The 20497-nt window shown below is 61.2% G+C and carries 15 protein-coding genes and 2 riboswitches; of the genes, 9 read left to right on the top strand and 6 right to left on the bottom strand.

The annotated features are described in order from the left end of the window. Nucleotides 1-264 precede the first annotated feature (264 nt). Nucleotides 265-1290 carry a zinc-dependent alcohol dehydrogenase family protein gene (locus PH256_RS13745; protein WP_270914623.1) on the top strand — a complete coding sequence of 342 codons (1026 nt, stop codon included), beginning with the start codon at nucleotides 265-267 and terminating at the stop codon, nucleotides 1288-1290. 47 nt (nucleotides 1291-1337) lie between these two features. Here PH256_RS13745 and PH256_RS13740 read toward each other — a convergent pair whose 3' ends face one another. From PH256_RS13740 to PH256_RS13725, 4 genes are all read right to left on the bottom strand, one after another. After that, a complete protein-coding gene (locus PH256_RS13740; RefSeq protein ID WP_270914622.1) occupies nucleotides 1338-2696 on the bottom strand; it encodes a sensor domain-containing diguanylate cyclase in 1359 nt (452 codons plus the stop codon). After that, complete coding sequence (locus PH256_RS13735) at nucleotides 2693-5797, bottom strand: EAL domain-containing protein (RefSeq protein WP_270914621.1); 3105 nt, start codon at nucleotides 5795-5797, stop codon at nucleotides 2693-2695. Before PH256_RS13735 ends, PH256_RS13740 begins: the two co-directional genes overlap by 4 nt. A gap of 271 nt (nucleotides 5798-6068) precedes the next feature. Next, on the bottom strand, nucleotides 6069-8183 hold the full coding sequence (locus PH256_RS13730; protein ID WP_270914620.1) for a bacterial Ig-like domain-containing protein: 2115 nt from the start codon (nucleotides 8181-8183) through the stop codon (nucleotides 6069-6071). Between the two features lie 24 nt (nucleotides 8184-8207). Continuing rightward, nucleotides 8208-9131 carry an immune inhibitor A domain-containing protein gene (locus PH256_RS13725; protein ID WP_270914619.1) on the bottom strand — a complete coding sequence of 308 codons (924 nt, stop codon included), beginning with the start codon at nucleotides 9129-9131 and terminating at the stop codon, nucleotides 8208-8210. 295 nt (nucleotides 9132-9426) lie between these two features. Between PH256_RS13725 and PH256_RS13720 the strand changes: the two genes are divergently transcribed. The 7 genes from PH256_RS13720 to PH256_RS13690 all read left to right on the top strand — a co-directional run bounded on the left by PH256_RS13720 (nucleotide 9427) and on the right by PH256_RS13690 (nucleotide 16541). Continuing rightward, nucleotides 9427-11214, top strand: coding sequence for an HlyD family efflux transporter periplasmic adaptor subunit (locus tag PH256_RS13720; protein ID WP_270914618.1), 1788 nt, complete (start codon nucleotides 9427-9429; stop codon nucleotides 11212-11214). A 5-nt stretch (nucleotides 11215-11219) separates the two neighbouring features. Then, on the top strand, nucleotides 11220-11927 hold the full coding sequence (locus PH256_RS13715) for an ABC transporter ATP-binding protein (protein WP_333766444.1): 708 nt from the start codon (nucleotides 11220-11222) through the stop codon (nucleotides 11925-11927). Then, nucleotides 11914-13176, top strand: a complete 1263-nt coding sequence (locus PH256_RS13710; protein WP_270914617.1) for an ABC transporter permease — start codon at nucleotides 11914-11916, stop codon at nucleotides 13174-13176. The genes PH256_RS13715 and PH256_RS13710 overlap by 14 nt, the downstream gene beginning before the upstream one ends. A gap of 38 nt (nucleotides 13177-13214) precedes the next feature. After that, nucleotides 13215-13298: riboswitch (Fluoride riboswitch) on the top strand. A gap of 61 nt (nucleotides 13299-13359) precedes the next feature. Continuing rightward, nucleotides 13360-14559: a chloride channel protein gene (locus tag PH256_RS13705; protein ID WP_270914616.1), complete on the top strand. Its 1200-nt coding sequence runs from the start codon at nucleotides 13360-13362 to the stop codon at nucleotides 14557-14559. Between the two features lie 95 nt (nucleotides 14560-14654). Continuing rightward, nucleotides 14655-15464 (top strand): pyrroline-5-carboxylate reductase, encoded by an 810-nt coding sequence (gene proC / locus PH256_RS13700; RefSeq protein WP_087184525.1) that lies wholly within the window; start codon nucleotides 14655-14657, stop codon nucleotides 15462-15464. Beyond that, on the top strand, nucleotides 15461-16291 hold the full coding sequence (locus tag PH256_RS13695) for a Cof-type HAD-IIB family hydrolase (RefSeq protein WP_270914615.1): 831 nt from the start codon (nucleotides 15461-15463) through the stop codon (nucleotides 16289-16291). Before proC ends, PH256_RS13695 begins: the two co-directional genes overlap by 4 nt. Nucleotides 16292-16298: 7 nt before the next feature. Next, the gene (locus PH256_RS13690) at nucleotides 16299-16541 is read left to right on the top strand and encodes a hypothetical protein (protein WP_087184527.1); all 243 of its coding nucleotides are present in this window, start codon (nucleotides 16299-16301) and stop codon (nucleotides 16539-16541) included. 65 nt (nucleotides 16542-16606) lie between these two features. Here the strand turns inward: PH256_RS13690 and PH256_RS13685 are convergent, their stop codons facing one another. Further along, nucleotides 16607-17179 (bottom strand): folate family ECF transporter S component, encoded by a 573-nt coding sequence (locus tag PH256_RS13685; RefSeq protein WP_270914614.1) that lies wholly within the window; start codon nucleotides 17177-17179, stop codon nucleotides 16607-16609. Between the two features lie 116 nt (nucleotides 17180-17295). Beyond that, nucleotides 17296-17397, bottom strand: a riboswitch (THF riboswitch). 57 nt (nucleotides 17398-17454) lie between these two features. Next, the gene (locus PH256_RS13680) at nucleotides 17455-18387 is read right to left on the bottom strand and encodes a DMT family transporter (RefSeq protein ID WP_270914613.1); all 933 of its coding nucleotides are present in this window, start codon (nucleotides 18385-18387) and stop codon (nucleotides 17455-17457) included. Nucleotides 18388-18559: 172 nt separating this feature from the next. Between PH256_RS13680 and PH256_RS13675 the strand changes: the two genes are divergently transcribed. Then, a complete protein-coding gene (locus PH256_RS13675) occupies nucleotides 18560-20239 on the top strand; it encodes a M3 family oligoendopeptidase (protein ID WP_270914612.1) in 1680 nt (559 codons plus the stop codon). Nucleotides 20240-20497: the final 258 nt, after the last annotated feature.

The following is a 20497-nucleotide window of genomic DNA, read 5'->3' as shown; positions in this document are numbered from 1 at the left end:
GACGGGAAGGATGTGGCGAATAAATCAAGGATATAAGCGGTTTTGGCGACTTTGTTTCGGATTTTTAGGGAGAGCGCACGACGGAAGGAGGTGAGGAAAAGGAGAAAATTGCGGGTTTTGTTGTTAAAGTGAATAATCGTCAATTTCAATTATAATAAAGTGAAAAGATTGGGGTATCTGTCAATGGATATGTTCCCCGCAGCGCGCTACACTATACTGGAAAGCGAAAAACGCTCCAAACCAAGCAAAGTGAGGGATATATAAATGAAAAGCGCAGTTTTTTACGGCCGGCACGATCTTCGTGTGGAGGAAAGCCCCATGCCGCAGCTGGGGCCGCAGGATGTTCTGATCCAGGTGAAGGCCTGCGGTGTATGCGGGACCGACGTACATATTTATGAAGGCGACAAGGGCGCTGCCCAGGTGACGCCGCCCACCATTCTGGGGCATGAGTTTTCCGGCCTGGTGGTGCAGGTGGGCGAGCAGGTAACCAACTGCCAGGTGGGGGACCGGGTCTGCGTGGACCCGAACTGCTACTGCGGCAGCTGCGCGCCCTGCCGCAACGGCACAGCCCATTTCTGCGAGCACATGACCGGCTACGGCACCACGGTGAACGGCGGCTTTGCGGAATACTGTGCGGTGAACCAGCGCCAGGTATACAAGCTGGGAGAAAACACCACCTATGCCCAGGGCGCTATGACCGAGCCGGTGGCCTGCTGCCTGCACGGCATTGATCTGTGCCATATCCAGCCGGGGCATCAGGTGGTGGTGATCGGCGGCGGCATGATCGGCCTGCTGATGCTGCAGCTGGCCCGTCAGGCAGGCGCGGCAAAGGTTGCCCTGATCGAGCCGGTGGCCGCCAAGCGGGAGACCGGGCTGCAGCTGGGCGCGGATGTGTGCATTGATCCCGTAAACGAGGATGTGGCCGAACGTCTGGCCCGGGAAGGCTTCTCCTGGGTGAATACCGTGATTGAGTGCGTGGGCCGCACCGAGACCATTCAGCAGGCAATTCAGATCGCGGGCCCCAAGGCGGTGGTGATGATGTTTGGCCTCACCAAGCCGGACGACGAGCTTCCCATCAAGCCCTTTGAGGTGTTCCAGAAGGAGCTGGAGATTACGGCCTCCTTCATCAACCCCTACACGCAGGCCCGGGCGCTGGCGCTGATCGATTCCAGCCGCCTGGATGTGAGCAGCATGGTCTGCCCGCCCTGCGGACTGGACCGGCTGGAGGCCATCCTGGCCGACCCGCAGCTGCGGACTCGGGGCAAATACATCATCTGCCCGGAGATGTGACCATTAAAACAATAAAAAAGCAGAGCCGGATGACTCTGCTTTTTTTGTTATAAGGGGCGGATGAGCACTGCGCTCTTGCCTGCGTTTTTTACTTCATAGAGGACCTGATCCGCTGTGCGGTACAGTTCAGAGAATTCCCGGGGCAGCTGGCCGTACACACCTCCGATGGAGACCGAGGACCCGGCGGCGGGCCAATGCTTCTGGGTGAGGGCCCGGTAGTTCCGGACCACGCTGTTCAGTTTGCGTTCCAGCACGCCCAGATCCCGGGGAGCGGAGAAGAATACTCCGAACTCATCGCCGCCCAGCCGGAACAGAATATCGGTGCGGCGGAAGGTGTGGGTGAGCAGACCGGCAAACTCGCGCAGCGCCCGGTCGCCCTGCTGATGGCCGTACAGATCGTTCACCAGCTTGAAGTTGTCCAGATCCATAATGGCGAACAGATAGCTTCCGCTGCTGTGCATAGCAGCTTCAATTCGGGTCTGGCCGGCCTTCCGGTTATAAAGACCGGTGAGAGGGTCCTTGTCTGCTGCTTTTTCCAGATCCTTTTTGGCGTTGACCTGCTCGGAGATGTCCACCAGCACGCTGATAATGGCTTCGCGGCCGTCGCCGGTAATGGTTTTCCGGCCGATGTCGTGGACCCACAGATCGGTGCCGTCCCGGCGCTTCATCCGGTACTGTACCTCGTACTGGTCTCCTTTGGCCAGAGCCTGTGCCACCACCATCTTTACATACTCCCGGTCATCCGGGTGGATGCTGTTGATCACCAGGCCCTGAATTTCGCGGGAGAATTCCTCATAGCTCCGGTAGCCTGCCATCTGCAGCATCCGGTCGTTGGCCGCGTACAGGGGGAAGCCCTCCTCCACGTAGCCGCCCACCACGCCGCCCGGCATGAGCTGCACCAGAATCTCGACCAGCTCCTTTTGGGTGCTGCGGTTGATCTGGTCCGCGCCCTGCAAAACAAAGGACAGCGGGAAGAACTCGCCCTCCTCCTGGGTGCGGCTGGCTTCTGAAGCGTGCATGGTATCAAAGAACCAGCTGCCGTCCTCCTCCTGATGCACACCGGCGGTCAGTCGGATGCGGTAGGTCACATGCAAGCCCTGTTCCGGCTGGTCCAGGCCCAGACGTACGTTGCAGAAGCAATCCCAGCAGAAGGGAGCCCGCCGGTTCTGGGCGTAATCCTCAATCTGGTAACTCAGCGGCCAGGGCAGAGCCTCCAGTTCCTTCAGCAGAAGGCAGCGGAATTGCTCCTTGCCCACTGCCACCTCGCCTTCACCAGTGCCCACGCTGAGAAAACCCGGAGAGAGCAGCTCCAGCGTTCCTTCCGGGTCCCGCAGCTGGAAATACCGGCGGCAGAATTCGTTCAGCCAGGCATAGACCTGACTGCTTGGCACAGTGTTGTTGGTCATTGCTCCTCCTTTCCGCTTTTTTCCGGGGCTGTCGGGGCTCCCTTGGATACAAGGCTGTATACATCTTCCAGCTCCATGGGGCGGTAATAACAGAAGCCCTGGATCATATCACAGCCGGATTCCCGGATCATCCGGTCCTGAGCCGCGGTCTCCACACCCTCCATGCATACCTTTTTACCGAACCGGTGGCAGGCGTACACAATGCTGGAGATAAAGTTCATCTTGTCCTCCGAAGCAGCCATTTCCAGAAGCAGCGAGCGGTCCAGTTTGATGATACTGGAGGGGTACTGCAGCAGCATGCGCAGCGAGGAATATCCGCTGCCGAAATCGTCCAGTGCGATGCCGATCCCCATTTCACGGCAGGCATCCACGAAACGCATCAGGTGTTCGGGCTGTTCGTCCATGCAGCTTTCGGTCATTTCGGCCACCAGGCACTCGCCGCTCACCCGGTATTTTTCCAGCGTGGCGCGCATGAAGTCGGTGAACTGCTCGTCGGACAGCTGCTGCAGGCTCACATTGAAGGTCAGGTAGAAATCCGGCATGCAGGCGGCAAGCCGCATACAGTTGCAGGCGGTCTGCTCAAAGACCCAGCGGCCCGCCAGCTGGATCAGATTGCCTTTTTCCAGCAGCGGAATGAAGATGACAGGGGAGACGTCCTGTCCCTGGAAGGACCAGCGGAGCAAGACCTCGCCGCCCACCACCCGGCCGTTCTGTGCGGAGACCACCGGCTGAATCACAATGCGGAAATTCTCCATGCCGCGCAGTACGTCCCGGCTCAGGGCCAGCGCGATGTTGGACATGTTTTTGATCTTTTCGCTGTTTTCCATGGAGTCCACCACATACAGCTGTTTGGAGTCGTGCTTGGCCACCTTGATCAGCGAAACGATGTTCTCCACAAAATCCGAGGGGGACAGCTGGCCCTTGGGACATTCCATCAGCGCGAAGGAGCAGGGATGATGTACCGAAAGGCCCACGCTGCGGTAGCTGGCCTCCACGATTTCGCGGATCTGGTGTACCAGTTCCTCCCGGCTTTCGGGGCAGGCAGGGTCCACCAATGCCATGCAGCGCATGCCCTCCAGCCGGTAAAAGGACATCTTGCCCATCAAGTGTTTCATCAGCTCATCGGCGATGTTGCTTACCAGATGGTCGCTGTAGGTGCGGCCGCGGGCATTGTTCAGTTCGGTGATGCTGTTCAGGCTGAAGCCGATGGCCAGGCACTGCTGCCCGGCCTGGCGCAGCTGATCCATCCGGCCGAACATGGCGGTGGCCCGGGGGAAGTTGGTTACCGGGTCCACCACGAAATCGTCGTCCTGGTGTGTGACCCGCCCGGCAAAGAACAGGGGCTGGGTTTTGTCCTCGCTCCATTTTAACAGGCCGAAGCAGCGAATCCAGATGGTTTTTCCTGCGGCGTTACGGATCTGGTAGCGTAGGTCGTGTACCGTGCGCTTTTCCTGCAGCATGGTCTGGATCTGGCGGCGGTACATGTCCCGGTACTGGGGCGAGGGGATGCGCTTGGCCCATTCTTTCAAAAGACCCGGCACCACATTGCTGCGGAAACCGAATTCGTCCCGCATGTTGTCGGAAACATAGAAAAGGTCCTTCACCATGTCGCCGAAGTAGAAGTAGCTCACCGTGTTCTGCTGGGAGATGGACTGAAACAGAAACTCCATATCGTGGTAGGTGGAGGCCAAAAAGTGATAGAACAGGCTGCTTTTGCCGGCAGAGGGGCGTTCCTGGCGGCGGTCGCTTTTGCGCCGGTCGATGCCGGGAATGGAGCTGTTGATGCGGTGGTAATCCCGCTTGTCCTGATACATGACCTGATCGGCCCGGCAGATCAGCGCGTCCAGATCAAAGGGAGGCTGGTCGGACCAGGCATAACCCACTGCCATGTGGTACGGGTCCTGCTGGATGCGCTGGCGCAGCGCCTGCACGTTTTCCTCAAAGCGCTCCCGGGAGAAATCACCGAACAGAGCGACGAATTCATCACCGCCGGAACGGTAGATCCATGGAGTTTGCAAAGTTTCCTGCAGAAGACTCACACAGTGACGGATCAGCCGGTCTCCTGCGTCATGCCCCAGGGAGTCGTTGGTTTGCTTAAGGCTGGTGATGTCGCAGTAAACCACGCCCAGCTGCTGCAGATTGCCCGGCAGCGTGCCCTTCTCGAACATGGCATTCATGGCGTTGCGGTTATAAAGATTGGTAAGAGGATCGTGATAGCTCAGGGTGTGCAGCCGGCGTAGCAGGTCCCGGCGGCCGAGCAGAGAGGCTACGAAGCGGCCCACCACATTGATAATGGGGGCCAGCATGCCCATCATTTCCCGATTGGGGTTGTCCACACCAAGAAAGCCGGTCACCTTGCCCTCGCTGCACACCGGACCGGCTGCCAGGGTGGTCACGTCCTGAGGCTTGAGCATGGCGTAGACCATGGGGTACTGGGTACGGATGTCCTCCAGGTTTCGGATCAGGATCACCTCGTCCCGGGAGAATACCTGCATCCACCAGTCAATGCTGGACAGCGGCACCTTCTGCAGAATATCTTTCTGGGGTTCTACCCCCTCCCGGCACCATTCGTAGGTATTGTCCACCCGCTCATCGGCATCGATTTCGAACACATAGGCCCGGTCACACTGGAAGGTCCGGCCCAGGTAGCTCAGCAGCAGCTCCAATGCCTCGTTCGGGTTGGTGGTGGAGAAAATCTGCCGCATGCACTCGTTCAGAATGGTTTCGCTGCGAGCATAGTAATAAGGTGTGTTGCACAGGACCTCAGCGTCCACATCCACGGCAACCTCAATCCGGTAGCTGCGGTCCCCGTCGGTGAGCAGGCTGTCCTTGATCAGGTAGCGCTTGTTGAAGACCGGGTTTTTGTGGACCCAGGAGAGGAACTGACCCTCTTTCAGCTGGTGGTTGTTGCAGAACGCGCAGGGCTGCGCGCTGCCCTGGAGTACTTTGTAGCAGAGCTTGCCCGCGTAGTCCTCCGGGCGCTGGTAGCCCAGCGATGCCCGCATCCGGCGATTCATGTAGAGCAGCTGGTGCGTTTTGATATCCGAGATATAGACGAACTCGTCCATCTCCTCAAAAAAGCGTTGCAGATGCTCCATCATATGCATCGGTTCTCCCCTCTGTGCTTCCGGCGGCTCTGCCGCCCGATCCCTGTCTTTTTGATTATAACACAAAAAAATGCCCGGCTGTGAACCAGCTGGGCAGGGAAGTGAAGAAAATGCTGCACAGGCGCAGCGGCTGCCTGCAAAAAGAGGCGGAAACAGACCGTTTCGGCCTGTTCCGCCTCTTTTTGGATACCACGCGCCGCAGGTTGTTATTCCGGGGAAGGGGGAGAAAGGCCCCGGGAAGGGAAAGCGGAGTCTGTCGAAGACCTCAGCGGCGCTTGAAGAAGAACCACAGTCCAATGCCGACGCAGGCACAGACTCCCGCCACACCGGCCAGAAGGAGCGCGGCCTGGGGGCGGAGAACGCCGCCGGAGGAGGGGGCTTCGGCGGAGGCGGATTCACTGGATGGGTCCGGCGTAGGGGAGGGCTGCTCCGTGGGCTGTGCTGTGGGAACAGCCGAGGGGACCGCTGTGGGGGAGGCGGTGGGAGCTGCCGTGGGTTGTGCGGTAGGCCGCGCGGGGCGGATCACCGCAGTGCTGGGGGGAATGGTCGCTGCAGGGGCAGCGGTGGCCGGTACGGAAGTCGGACCGGCAGCGGGAGCCGAAGTAGGCTGCGCCGAGGGAACAGCGGTAGGCTGTGCCGAGGGAACAGCGGTGGGCTGCGCCGAGGGGACAGCGGTAGGCTTCGCCGAGGGGACAGCGGTAGGCTGTGCCGAGGGAACAGCGGTGGGCTGCGCCGAGGGGACAGCGGTAGGCTTCGCCGAGGGGACAGCGGTAGGCTTCGCCGAGGGGACAGCGGTAGGCTGCGCCGTGGGGACAGCCGTCGGTTCCGCTGTTGGAACGGCGGTGGGGACTGCGGCTTCAAAAACCGTGAAGGAGAAGCTGGAGCTCATTCCCTGATAGCTCACGGTGGCCTGGCGGGTTCCGGTCTGGCTGGCATCAAAGCCGGTCAGGGTATATTCGCCGGCGGTCAGCTCCCTGGGGCCGGAGGTGTAATTGGCGAATACCTGCAGCCCCTGGGTGGAAACCTCGTCCCCCAGATGGTAGGAGGTGAGAGCAGGCGGGGTGACGGAGAGAGACAGCAGTGCATCGGACATACCGGGGGCATTGAAGCGAACCATGGCCTTGCCGTCCATTCGGTAAGCGGTGAACAGCCGGTCGCCGAATACCGTCAGGGCGGCACCATCTCCGCCCTTGTCCACTCGATCTCCCACCGGGGTGAAGGTGCCGTCCTTCTGCTGATAGACTCGCAGGTCCTTTGCAGAGGCACCGTTCGGTGCGGTCAGCAGAAAGGTGGTGTCTGCACCAAAAGCAAGCCGGGGTTCGTGGGCGGTCTGATCCAGACGGGCCAGCTCTGTCCAACTGTCGCCATCCAGCTGCTTTACCACCGGGGTATCGCCGCCCAGAACAGCCATAAGTCCGCTGCTGCCGGCGGCCAGGTCATAGGAGGAAGCGCTGCCCGGGCTGGCCAGCCGGGAGAATCCGCCATCCTGCGCCTGATAGATCAGAAGATCGTTGTTGTTGGTCACATCCCGGAAGGCCAGATATACCTGGCCCTGCCCGGTCACGGCAGCCTTCGGGCTGCCGAACATCCGGCCGGAGGCACAGAAGCCCTGACGGCTGATGCCGCTGCCGGTGATGGTGGCATAGCCTGCCTGCGAATAGCCGCCGGTCACGTAGGCCAGGTGCAATGTGCCGCCCTGCGCAGTGATGGCGTAGTCATCCACGTCCGGCAAACTGCCCAGAGACTTCCAGGCACCGTCCGCCAGTATGGCCAGATACAACGCACCGTCGCTGGCACGCCAGGCAACCACCGGAGTATCGCGCAGACTGGTCAGTGTCACCCGGTCAAAGCCGCCCGCCTGGGTGAGCGGCTCTTCAGTCACGGGGGCCCAGCCCGGATCGGCGAACGCGTAAAGACGCAGCTGGTCACCGGTGTAGGGCAGGGCGTACCCGGCGGCCATGATCTGGCCTCGGATCGAGCCCTGGGCCAGCGCCACGCCGGAGTGTTCGGGAAACTGAGCGTCCTGCCAGAGGGTCTGAGGGTCGGCCTCGGGGATAGTGACCGAGAAGGTCATGCTCCCGCCCTGGGCAGAGGAAACATCCGAGATCACGATGCCGGAATTTGTGCCGTCCGAAAAGGGGAGCGCGCCCTGGGCCAGCCCGGCGCCGGGGTCCGCGCTGCCGATGGAGGTGCGGCCACTCTCGGCGGAAAGAAAGGCGTTGCCCACGGTGGCCCGCTCGCTGCCCTCCACGTAGCCGTTCTGGCCCGGCTGGGGGCGGAACACATACACGCCGGTGGAGCCGAAGTAGTTGCTTAGTCCGTCCACCGTGGTATCCACCCGGTAGACGATGAGGCCGGTGCCGCCGATGCGGGCGTCCAATGTATCTTCGCTCTGTGGGGAAGTCTAGCGGCGCATTTCCACCACAAAGACTTCATAGGGATTGCGCTGCGAGCGGATCACAACGGCCTGATTGCCTGATTCGCCGGGAGCGCTGACGGAAACATTTTGAGCCGAGGCACTCAGCTCGGGTAGCTGGCACCAGCCGGTGAAATGGGCCCGCAGATAGGCCAGCGGCCAGCTCGGGTACCGGGACGAGGAGGCCATGATGTCCCAGGTGCCCACCGGCACCGAGCCGTCCCGGGCATAAAGATCCGGGTAGCCCAGCGTGTGCAGAAATTCGTGGCAGATCAGACCGGAGCCGTCCGCCTGGGCGGAGTCCAGCAGCCGGTCGGTATTCAGCATGTTGTAGTCCGCCACCTCCTTGCCGCTGTAGCGCAGACCGGCGGGCAGCGTATTCTGATGGGGATACAGCGAGGGCGGTGCGCCGGTGGCGTTGTCCGCCTTGCCCAGCAGCACCACGCTCAGGTTGTCGATGCAGCCGTCGCCGTCATAGTCCAGAGTCTGCCCCTGCAGTTCGGGAAGCTGGCGCACCAGCTCGGTGAGAATTGCAGAGTCGACGCTGCCGCTCTGTGCCTGCTGAAGGGTAAAGGGCAGCTCGCAGGCGGTCAGGGTTTTGCCGTCCCACTGGGGGAAAATATTGTGTACCCGAAACTGGCCGCCGGAGATGGTGTTCAGATACTGCCGAAAGGACCGGCCCTGCTCGCCGTCATACAGCTCCATCAGCGCCTGGGCCCGGCTTTTGCCCGGCTGGGCCGAGGGGGCGTTGAAGTAGTCTTTGTCCGGCTCGTCGCGGAAATAGGCAAACAGCACCAGGTTGGCAAAATCCCGGGGCTGCCGGTCCTCCGCGTGGGCGGGCAGCAGAAGGCCGCCGGTGGGCGCCAGACAGAGCACAAAAGTGAGCAGGGTGGCGATGCAGCGTTTGATCATGAGGAATCCTCCGTTCACAGGGGTTAAGAACACGGCAGAGGGCCGCGGCAAAGAAAATGTGGCTTTATTATACGAAGTCGATGGGAAAAAGAAAAGAGCAAAACCGGCCGGATTCCCCGGAATTTACAATAGGTTTACAGCCCATAAAGGTTGCGTAAAGGTTTCCCCTCACATATCTTTCACTCTTTGCACGGCGGCTTTTCACAAACACTGGCTAAAATAAGTTCGGTTTTCCCCCGAAGGCAAGCCTGTCTCGGGGGAAGTTTTGATTATTCACAAGGGGGAATCATGATCGATGAGTAAGGTGAAAACAGTCCTCGGCCGGGTGGGCGGATGCCTGGGACGGCACAAAAAGGCCCTGATTGCGGTGGTACTGATCCTGGCGATTGCGGTGGCCGGACTTTGGTATTTCCGTCTGCGGCGCCCCACCATGCCTGTGGCGGTGCAGGGGGGCAGTTATGTGCGCACCGTGACCCTGCAGAAGGGGACACTGGATGACTCCATCAGTGCCAGCGGCACAGTGGAGAGCAGTGATGTGTCCAACGTGACCACCGACCTGAAATACACCGTGAAAACGGTGGACGTACAGGTAGGTGATATGGTCGAGGCGGGGGATGTGATCTGCACCCTGGATACCGAGAGCCTGGAAAAGAGCATTGAAAAGGCCAAGGAGACGCTGGCGGACAGCATGGCCCAGGCGGAAAAGGCCTATCAGAAGGCCCAGGAAAGCCTGGCCGAAGCCCAGACCAACACCAGCGAGGCGAAGACCGAAATGGACGAGGCGGAGAGCGCCAAGAACGATGCCTGGTCCGCCTACGACAGCGCCCGCAGCAAGGTGAGCTCCTTCCAGACCGAGGCGGACAACGCCGCTGCCCAGGAAGAGAGTGCCCTGAGCGCGCTGAATGACGCCATGGCGGTTGCGGCGGAAAAGCAGACCGCTTACAACGATGCCTACGGCGCCTGGAAGACCGAGAGCGACCGCCAGCTGGCGGCGGATTACCAGCCTGCCGATGGCGACGCGGAAAAGCTGGCCGGTTTGCAGACCGCCATGGAGGAAGCGCAGGCCCAGCTGGAGGCGGCAACTGCTGCCCAGACCAGTGCAGAGGCTGCTTATAAACAGGCGTCGGAACAATCGCAAGCCAAGCAGCAGGCTCTGAACGAGGCCCAGAATACGGTGGGGTTGACCGGCCTGCAGACTGCTTACCAGCAGGCGCAGTCGGCCTACGAGCAGGCCCAGACCGCCTACGAGCAGGCGGTGAAGAACCAGGAGACCGCCCAGGAGACCTGCGACGACGCGCTGGAGAGCTACAACAAGTCCAGCGAGAGCGACGAGCTGACCGATCTGCAGGAGCAGCTGGAGCAGTGCACCCTGACCGCTGAGACCAGCGGCAAGGTGACCGCGGTGAACGCCACCGTGGGCAGCATGATCGACGGCGCGGCTGCCACCATCCAGAACACCGATTCTCTGAAGGTGGCCATCACCATTCCGGAATATGACATTGAGAGCGTGCAGGTGGGTATGACCGCCCGCATCACCAGCGATGTGACCGACAAAGAGGTGAGCGGCACGCTGAGCCAGATCTCGCCCACCGCCACCGGCGGCGGTTCCTCCTCCAGCAGCTTTGCGGCGGAGGTTACCATTGACGACGCGGACAGCGGTTTGCTGATCGGCACCAATGCCAAGGTGGAGATCATCCTTTCCACCACCGAGGATGTGTTCACCGTTCCGCTGGATGCCATCGGCGAAAACGAGGCAGGCGAGAGCGTGATCTATGTGCAGACCGGTGAGGAAGACGGCGAGCCTGTGTTTGAGGAAATGGCTGTGACCGTGGGCGAGCAGAACGACTACTATGCCCAGATCAGCGGCGCAGAGCTGGAAGAGGGCCTGGTGGTGCGCGCCTCGGCGGATGAGGACGAAGCCACCGAGGAGCTGGATACGAGCGCCATGATGCCCGGCGGTGATATGGGCGGCGACATGCAGGGCTCGATGATCATTGCTGCGCCTGCGGATGGCGGCAGCGCCGGAGCCGCTGGTGGCGGTGGCCGCGGCGGTATGGGCGGCGGCCCGGCGATGGGAGGCTGATGCAGATGCAGCCGATCATTGATATGCAGGGCATTGTGAAGCGGTATTACATCGGCAAGCCCAACGAGCTGGAGATTCTGCACGGCATTGACCTGCAGGTGTATCCCGGGGAATTTGTGGCCATCGTGGGCGAGTCCGGCAGCGGCAAGTCCACCCTGATGAACATCATCGGCGCGCTGGACCGGCCCACTGAGGGCAGCTATACGCTGGACGGTGTGGATATTACCCGCGCGAAGGACAAGGAGCTTTCGGTTATCCGCAACCGGAAAATCGGCTTTGTATTCCAGACCTTCAACCTGATCGGGCGCACCAGCGCCTTGAAAAATGTGGAGCTGCCCATGCTCTATGCCGGAGTGCCCGCCCGGCAGCGCACCCAGCGGGCCAAGGAGCTGCTGGAGATGGTGAACATGAGCGAGCGTGCCCGCCATCAGCCCAACGAGCTTTCCGGCGGTCAGAAGCAGCGTGTGGCCATTGCCCGGGCACTGGTGAACCAGCCCGCCCTCCTGCTGGCGGACGAACCCACCGGCGCGCTGGACTCGGCCACCAGCCGCACTGTGATGGATATCTTCCACCAGCTGCACGCCAGAGGCATGACCATTGTGCTCATCACCCACAGCCAGGAGCTGGCCGCCGAGTGCGAGCGCATCCTGACCCTGCGGGACGGCCGCTTCGTGGGCGAGAGAAAGGGGGCGGGCCGCAGTGCAGTTGTTTGACAACATCCGCCTGGCCTTCGGCAGCCTGTGGGCCAACAAGCTGCGGGCGCTGCTCACCATGCTGGGCATCATCATCGGCATCGGTTCGGTGATCGCCATCGTCACGCTGGGCGATTCGCTCACCGGCTCCATCACCGACAGCCTGCAGAGCTTCGGCATCAACAACATCACCGTGAGCCTGCAGCAGAAATCCGAGGACGACGAAACCAGCGGCGGCGCGGTGCGCATGTTCGGTCCGGCAAATCCATCCAGTGAGGATCTGTTCACCGACGCCATGATCGAGGAGTTCCGCTCAGCCTACCCGGAGCAGATCTATGCCATTGCCCTGGACCAGAGCCTGGGCAGCGGCCAGGTACAGCAGGGCGACACCACCGTGCAGGTGACCGCCATGGGCGTGAACGAGGAATATGCGCTGGCCAATGATCTGAACCTGCTGCACGGGCGCTTTATCAAGGATTCCGACGGTGAGCGCCAGATCGCCGTGGTGAGCGATGTGTTCTGCGAGAGCGTGTTCGGCCAAAGCGGCGCGTCGGTGCTGGGGCAGGAATTTGAGCTGACCGTGAACGGCCAGCTGCTCAAGTTCTATGTGGCCGGTGTTTATGAATACGACGATGACGGCTTTGTGAGCATGACCGGGTCCGATCCGGTGACCGAGCTGTATCTGCCGCTGGAAACGGCACAGAAGCTGAATGGCGGTGAGACCGGCTACCAGAGCTTCACTGTGGTGGCCTCCACCGACACCACCGCCTTCCTGGAGCAGGTGGAGAGCTTCTTTGCCAGCTTCTATACCCGCAACGAGAGCTACACCGCCACCGCTTCCAGCATGGAGAGTATGCTGGAGGAGATGACCAGTATGCTGAACACCGTGAAGCTGGCCATCAGCGCCATTGCGGCCATCAGTCTGCTGGTGGGCGGCATCGGTGTGATGAACATCATGCTGGTGAGCATCACCGAGCGCACCAGGGAGATCGGTACCCGCAAGGCACTGGGCGCACCGGGCTTTGCCATCCGGATGCAGTTCATCACCGAGGCGGTGGTCATCTGCCTGGTGGGCGGCGCGCTGGGCGTGGCACTGGGCGTGGGCCTGGGCGCCGCGGGCGCGGGCCTGTTGGGCTACGCAGCAAAGCCCAGTCTTTCCGCCATCGGCCTGGCGGTGGGCTTCTCCATGCTCATCGGTGTGTTCTTCGGCTACTACCCGGCGGGCAAGGCCGCCAAGATGGACCCCATCGAGGCACTCCGTTACGAATAAATCCTTGACAAAACCGCCAAGCGGCGGTATCCTGTTGAAAGCAAACGGGGAATGAGGCACTCCCCCGGCGGGCAGCTGGCCCGCCCAAACCGCCTGTTCGGGCTGATGGCTTCTGTGACCGGTTGGTCACGGGGCCGTCAGCCCTTTTTTGTGCGCGGAGGAGGCTTCGGCAAGGAGGAACCAATGAAAGAAAACGGAAAACAGGCGCTGCGGTTGCTGGCATTGTGTGCGGTTGCGGCAGTGGTGGGCGTGGCGGCCGGTGCACTGGCCGCGGTGTTTGGCCGGGGACTGCTGGCTCTGGGTGCGGTGCGGGACGCACATCCCGGCCGGTGGCTGCCCTTTCTGCCGCTGGCAGGTGCGGCCATTGCTTGGTGCTACCGGCGCTGGGGCAGCCGGGCGGGCCGGGGCATGGGTCTGGTGGTGGATGCTGCCCACGATGAAGGGGAGACCATCCCGCGGCGGCTGATCCCCATGATCTTCCTGTCCACCTGGGTTACCCATCTGTTCGGCGGCAGCGCCGGACGCGAGGGTGTGGCGGTGCAGATGGGTGCAGCGCTGGGCCGGGGTGCGGGCCGTTTCCTGCCGGTAAAGGATTCCCGCAAGCTGCTGCTCAAGGCGGGTATGGCGGCGGGCTTCGGCGGGCTGTTCCGCACCCCTTTCGCGGCGGCGCTGTTTGCGGCGGAGGTCACTGCGGTGGGAAAACTGGATCTGGAGGCGGTGCTGCCCGCGCTGGCCGCTTCCCTGGCCGCCAGCTGGACCAGCGGCGCGCTGGGACTGGAAAAATTCAGTGTGGCGCTGGAGGACCTGCCTGCTCTGGATGGGCCCATGGCGCTGCGGATGGCCTGCCTTGGAATCTGCTTCGGACTTGTGGGGACGCTGTTTGCCAGAAGCCTGCATCGCGCCAAGGCGGAACTGGCCCGGCGGGTGACGGACCCGGTGGTCCGGGCTGCGCTGGCGGGCGCAGTGGTGGCGGCAGCGAGCCTTGCCTGCCACTGGGGCCGGTATTCCGGTCTGGGCACCAACCTGATTGCCGCAGCCTTTGCGGGCGGTACGGTGTACTGGTATGACTGGCTGGCCAAGCTGGCCTTTACCGTGGTCACGCTGGCAGGTGGGTTTCAGGGCGGCGAGGTCACGCCACTGTTTTCCATCGGCGCATCGCTGGGGGTCTGGCTGGCCTCGCTGGTGGGGGTGCCGGTTCCGGTGGCCGCGGCCGCGGGCTACTGCGCGGTATTCGGCGCGGCCAGCCGCACCCTGCTGGCCCCGGCACTGATCGCGGGCGAGGTGTTCAGCTGGGAATTTTTGCCCTTCGGTCTTTTGTGCTGTGCAGCGGGGCGGGTGTGCAGCGGCGGTGCCAGCATCTACCCGGCCCAGCGCACGGAATAAGAATTGCAAAACAGACCCCTAGCAGGTATACTGAAAACAGAACGTTGCCCGCGGGCTGCGGGCCTTACTGAAACAAGGAAATGAGGCGTTTTGCTATGAGCTATACCTTTGGATTCATCGGCGTGGGCAACATGGGCGGCGCGCTGGCCCGGGCGGCCTGCCGCTGGAATCCCCGCCAGGTGGTGCTGACCAACCGGAGCATGGAAAAGGCCATCTCTCTGGCCGAGGAGCTGGACTGCGACGTGGCGATGGATAACGCCACCGTGGCCCGGGAGGCCAAATTTATTTTTCTGGGCGTAAAGCCCGCCGGTATGGGGCAGGTGCTGGTTGAACTGGCTCCGGTTCTGGCCCAGCGTACCGACCGGTTCGTGCTGGTGAGCATGGCGGCCGGTCTCCAGCTGGACCGTCTGGCCCAGATGCTGGGGCGGCCGGTACCCATGCTGCGCATCATGCCCAATACGCCGGTGGCCATCGGCCAGGGCATGATCCTGTACACCGCAGGCCCCGGTGTGGACCGGGAGGACCTGGAGGAGTTTCTCATCAAGATGGACGCCGCCGGCCGGTTCGATGCCATCGACGAAAAGCTGATGGATGCGGGCAGCTCGGTGTCCGGCTGCGGGCCCGCCTATGTGTACCAGTTCATCGAGGCACTGGCGGACGGCGGCGTGGAATGTGGTCTGCCCCGGGCAAAGGCTCTGGAATACGCGGCACAGACTCTGGTGGGCGCGGCTCAGATGGTGCTGGAGACCGGCAAGCATCCCGGCCAGCTGAAGGATGAGGTGTGCAGCCCCGGCGGTAGCACCATCGCCGGAGTGCATGCACTGGAGGAGGGCGGCCTGCGGGCTGCGGCCATCAACGCGGTGGTCAAAAGCTTTGAAAAAAACAAGGAGCTGGGCAAGCAGTGAGCGGATACAACATCAAGCTGGTGGGGCTGGACATCGACGGTACCCTGCTGAACACCAAAAATCAAATCAGTCCCCGCAACCATGCGGCTATCCGGGCGGCCATCGACGCAGGCTGCCAGGTGATTCCGGCCACCGGCCGGCCGCTGCGGGGCGTGCTGCCGGAATTTATTCAGATCCCCGGCGTGGATTACGCGGTCACCGCCAACGGTGCCACCGTGGTGCGGCTGAGCGACGGCGAGTTTGTGATCAAAAACTGGCTCAGCCGTCAGCGCATTCAGCAGCTGTATCAGGCCACTGAAGGCCTTTGGCGGGTGTTCGATGTGTTCACCGGCGGCAGCGGCTACAGCGAGAAGAAAAACCTCGATGCAGCTGAGGAGTGGGCTCCCCGGAATATGGCCTTTTATATGCGGCTGAGCCGCCAGGCGGTGGAGAGTATGCCCGAATTCATTGCCTCGCAGGAGGGCTTTGAAAAGTGCACCATGTTCTTTACCAATGAGGAAAACCGGCAGAGGGCCCGGCAGATCGCTCAGGAAATGGGCGGCTTTTCCATCGTATCCAGTGAAGCCAACAATCTGGAAATCAGCGATGAGGGCGCGACCAAGGGGCTTGCTCTGCTGGAGCTGGGCCGGATGCTGGGCCTGGAGAAAAGTCAGGTAATGGCCTGCGGCGATTCGGAGAACGATCTGCCCATGCTGGAAACGGTGGGCCTGGGTGTGGCCATGGGCAATGCGCCCCGTGCTATCCAGGAGAAGGCCGCTGCGGTCACCGCCACCAATGACGAGGATGGCGTGGCCCTGGCGCTGGAAAAATACGTGCTGGGCAGGTGATGCGCCGGTGGAGTTCTTGCGGGAAAAGGGCGTGATTGCGGCGAATCTTTGCCTGATTGCCGGGCTGCTGTTTTTCAGCCCGCTGCTTCTGGCAGGTCTGGCACTGTGGGCGGTCAGTCTGGCGATGCGTCTGCGCCGGGAACCGGCAAAGGGCATGAAGCTGTTTTACGGGGCTTTGTGCGTGCTGGTGAGTCTGTGGTTTTTATCGGAGCTGGCGCAGCAGCTGGCGATTCTGGCCGGCTGGTTTTGAACAAATAAAAGAAAAAGAAGGAGCCCGGGGAAGCTCCTTCTTTTTTATGCGGTTTTACGGAGGCGTTACTGCCTGCCCCGGTTGTAAATGCTCTGCTGCTCCACCCGCAGTACCACCCGGCCAACGAACAAAGTGAGCAGAACCTCCACCGGCAGCAGCACCAGATTTTTGCCGATGCGCAGCGGCAGCGTGGCCAGCTGAAAATTCTGGCCATAATACAGATGGAGCCAGAAGCTGTTCAAAAAAATGTTCAGAAGAATGTTGATGCTCAGCTTGGCGGCCAGTACCCGGTACCAGCGCAGGGGCTGGCGGTAGAGGGCCAGACCCCAGATCATTCCGGCAAGAATGGCGGTGAGAGTGAAGCCGGGGAAATAGGCGCCGCCGCCGTTGTTCACCACCCAGCCCAGAAAATCGCTGGCGGCTCCGGCAGTCATGGCCACCGCGGGGCCGAACAGCATGCCCGCCATGGCGCTGGTCAGAAAGCCAAAGCCGATGCGCAGCTGGGGGGTGAGTTGCAGCCGGATGTTCAGTGCGTCCAGCGTGATGTTCAGCGCGATGAGCAGCGCCACCACCGCCAGGGTGCGGGGCTGGTGAAAGCGGGCGGCGGAATCCTGAAAGAGTTGCTTGATTTTGGACATGAAAAAACCTCCTTTTGATGCGAATGCCGCACAAAAGGAGGTGAGGATACAAAAAGAGGGCACGGCGCGGCAAGGGCACAGCGCCCCGCATTTGCCTGCACACACTTCGTTTATGCAGCAGCGGGATGCAAAGCCTGCACCGCGAAGTGGAGTGCTTCTTCGTCCGGCCCGCAACTCCCCGTCGGGCTGGCACTTGACGCACAGGCTTTTACTCTGCACGCTCCATTATAGACCTGCCGGGAAGGGAAAACAAGCCCCGGCGAAAAATTAAAGAGTCAGTCTTTTTTGTCTGCTGCCTTGTTCACGGTCAGGATGCCTGCGCAGATCAGCGCCAGGGCTGCCAACCCCTGAGGGCGGAAGGCTGCCGCGCCCTCGCCCAGCAACAGGGCGCTGAGCAGCACGCCGAACACCGGGTTCATGAAGCCAAACACCGAAATGCGGGCCACCGGGTTGTGAGCCAGCAGCACCGACCACAGGGAGTAGGCCACCGCGGAAATGAAGCCCATGTAGACCAGCAGCGCTGCGGAAGAGGGGGTAGGCGCGGCCAGCCGCCCGCCCAGTACAAGGCCCAGCAGGGTCATGACCACGCCGCCGAACAAAAACTGCCAGCCGCAGAGCACAAAGGTGTCCTCCTTCTGGGAGTAGCGCTTCACCAGTACGCTGGAAAAGGCGTAGGCAATGGCGGCGATAAGCACCAGGCCGTCGCCCAAAAGACTGCTCTGCCCGCCGGAGGAACTGCTCAGGTTGATGAGTGCCACCCCGGCAAAGCCGACGGCACAGCCGATCAGCTTCTGGGCGGTGAGGGCTTCGTAGCGGAACACCAGCGTGGCCAGCAAAATGCAGAAAAAGGTGTTGGTGGCGGTGATGATGGCCGCGTTGACACCGCTGGTATTGGCGACACCGGCGTAATAAAACACGTATTGCAGAATGGTCTGCACGCAGCCCAGCTTGAGTACCATTGGCAGGGTCGCTTTGCTGGGGATGGCCAGACGGCGAGCCCGGATGCTGGCAAAAACAATGACCATCAGCCCGGCAATGGAAAAGCGAATCCCGGCGAACACCAGCTGGCCGGGAATGTCATTGGACGCCAGCTGAAACATCCGGCAGCCGATTTTGATGCAGGGCACCGCGCTGCCCCACAAAAAGCAGGGGATCAGGGCCAGGGCGGCGGCTACTGCAGGGCGGGAAAGGGCAGAGGAATCCTTCATATACAACAATCCACCTCTCAGGGTTTGAAATATCCACTGGAAAAGTATAAAATGTTATCAGAAAAAAGTAAAGCCGCACATCGGAACCATTGTCCGGCGGGCGGCTCCGGCAGGCCCTTGCCGAAAAGGGCCGGAAAGGAATAAAACTATGGCAGTTTGCAAATTCAGCGAAATGAAATATACCCGCCCGGATGTGCAGCGGGTGACCGAAGCCTACCGGCAGCTCACCGCCCGGGCCGAAAAGGCCGAGAGCGGCCGGGAGCTGGCGGAGATCTTCAAGGAGCACACCAAGCTGGATGATGAATTCAGCACCGCGGCCCGCCTGGCGCAGATTCGGCACACCCTGGACACCAGGGACGAATTCTACGATGCGGAAAATGACTTCTTTGACCAGGAAGGCCCCGGTGTGGGCAACGCCCAGCTGGCGCTGTACCGGGCGCTGCTGGCCAGCCCCCACAAGGAAGGCCTTGCAGCGGAGTATGGTGAGATCCTGCTGCAGAAGATGGAAGTGGCCGCTGCCAGCGCCAGCGAGGAAGTGCTGGAGCTGATGCAGCAGGAGAACGCGCTGGCCAGCCGCTACCAGAAGCTGTATGCGGGCGGTCAGGTGCAGTTCGACGGCAAAAGCCTGACCCTGCCTGAGATGGGCCCCTACAAGCAGAGCCTGGACCGGGCAGTGCGCAAGGCCGCCTTTGAGGCGGACGGCCGTTTCTTTGATGACAATCGGGAAGAGCTGGACGAGATCTATACCAAGATGATCGAGAACCGCAACGCGCAGGCCCGCAAGCTGGGTTACGAGAGTTATGTGCCCCTGTCCTACCTGCGGATGGGTCGGTTGGGCTATAACCAGGCGGATGTGAAGAGCTTCCGGGATCAGGTGGCTCAGAGCGTGACCCCGCTGGCCCACGAGGCCATGAAGGAGCAGTTTGCCCGCATTGGCCTGCCCGACGCAAAATTCTACGATACCACCGTCAGCTTCAAGGACGGCAACCCCATCCCCCAGGGCACAGCCCCCGAGCTGCTGGCCAAGGCGGTGCAGATGTACCGGGAGCTGAGCCCCGAAACCGCCCGTTTCATCGACTTTATGACCGAGAGCCAGCTGTTTGATCTGGAGAGCCGACCCGGCAAAGCTCCCGGCGGTTACTGCGAGACCATCCCCGGTTACGGCGCGCCCTTTGTGTTCTCCAACTTCAACGGCACCTCCGGTGACGTGGATGTGCTCACCCATGAGGCAGGCCACGCCTTCCAGGCCTGGGTGGCGGCCGGTCAGGGCATGTGCCAGGAGCTGGCCAACCCCGGTCTGGAGAGCTGTGAAATCCACAGTATGTCCATGGAGTTCCTCACCAGCCCCTGGCATCATCTGTTCTTCGGCAAGGACACCGCCAAGTATGCCCTGGCCCATGCCCAGGAGGCACTCACCTTCCTGCCCTACGGCTGTATGGTGGATGAGTTCCAGCACATCGTCTACAGCCAGCCTCATCTGACCCCGGACGAGCGCAACGGTATCTGGCTGGAGCTGGAGCGTAAGTACCGCCCCTGGAACGACTTTGACGGTCTGCCCTTCTACGGTCGTGGTGCGGGCTGGCAGCGTCAGCTGCACGTTTACCAGTATCCCTTCTACTACATCGACTACTGCCTGGCGCAGATCGTATCGCTGCAGTTCTTCGCGGCCCATCTGAATGATCCGAAGGATGCCTGGCAGCGGTATTTGGCTCTGGTGAAGAAGGGCGGCGGTGATACCTATGCGGGCCTGGTCAAAGCTGCAGGCTTTACGGTTCCCTTTGAACAGGGGGCCATTGCCCCGGTGGCGCAGCAGGTGTTCGACTGGGTGAAGGAGCAGAACAAAAAGCTGTAATTACTGAAAAAACTTTTCATGAGCTCGGAAGCAGCTATGCTTCCGGGCTTTTTTGTGCAAAACAGGTTGCACAGGGAAAAACGGGTTCATATATATACAATATATAAGGGAAAACGCGATTTTTGACCCGAAAAGAAAAATATTACTTTTTTCAAAGAAATTTGAAAAAAGGTGTTGACTTTGGGCTTGCGGCTGTGGTATTATAACTGAGCCGTCAAAAACGGCAAGCCGCTCGAAAGAGCTTGAAAAAATATTTCA

This window comes from Allofournierella sp. CML151, from assembly GCF_027853465.1.
Classification (GTDB): Bacteria; Bacillota; Clostridia; order Oscillospirales; family Ruminococcaceae; genus Allofournierella.
Note: the sequence above shows the minus strand (reverse complement) of the source record. Positions and strands in the feature narration are given on the sequence as shown.

Excerpts from the sequence above, each read along its gene's own strand:
- PH256_RS13745 (WP_270914623.1), top strand. The coding sequence starts at position 265 with ATGAAAAGCGCAGTTTTTTACGGCCGGCACGATCTTCGTGTGGAGGAA.
- PH256_RS13740 (WP_270914622.1), bottom strand. The coding sequence starts at position 2,696 with ATGACCAACAACACTGTGCCAAGCAGTCAGGTCTATGCCTGGCTGAAC.
- PH256_RS13735 (WP_270914621.1), bottom strand. The coding sequence starts at position 5,797 with ATGATGGAGCATCTGCAACGCTTTTTTGAGGAGATGGACGAGTTCGTC.
- PH256_RS13725 (WP_270914619.1), bottom strand. The coding sequence starts at position 9,131 with ATGATCAAACGCTGCATCGCCACCCTGCTCACTTTTGTGCTCTGTCTG.
- PH256_RS13720 (WP_270914618.1), top strand. The coding sequence starts at position 9,427 with ATGAGTAAGGTGAAAACAGTCCTCGGCCGGGTGGGCGGATGCCTGGGA.
- PH256_RS13715 (WP_333766444.1), top strand. The coding sequence starts at position 11,220 with ATGCAGCCGATCATTGATATGCAGGGCATTGTGAAGCGGTATTACATC.
- PH256_RS13705 (WP_270914616.1), top strand. The coding sequence starts at position 13,360 with ATGAAAGAAAACGGAAAACAGGCGCTGCGGTTGCTGGCATTGTGTGCG.
- proC (WP_087184525.1), top strand. The coding sequence starts at position 14,655 with ATGAGCTATACCTTTGGATTCATCGGCGTGGGCAACATGGGCGGCGCG.
- PH256_RS13685 (WP_270914614.1), bottom strand. The coding sequence starts at position 17,179 with ATGTCCAAAATCAAGCAACTCTTTCAGGATTCCGCCGCCCGCTTTCAC.
- PH256_RS13680 (WP_270914613.1), bottom strand. The coding sequence starts at position 18,387 with ATGAAGGATTCCTCTGCCCTTTCCCGCCCTGCAGTAGCCGCCGCCCTG.
- PH256_RS13675 (WP_270914612.1), top strand. The coding sequence starts at position 18,560 with ATGAAATATACCCGCCCGGATGTGCAGCGGGTGACCGAAGCCTACCGG.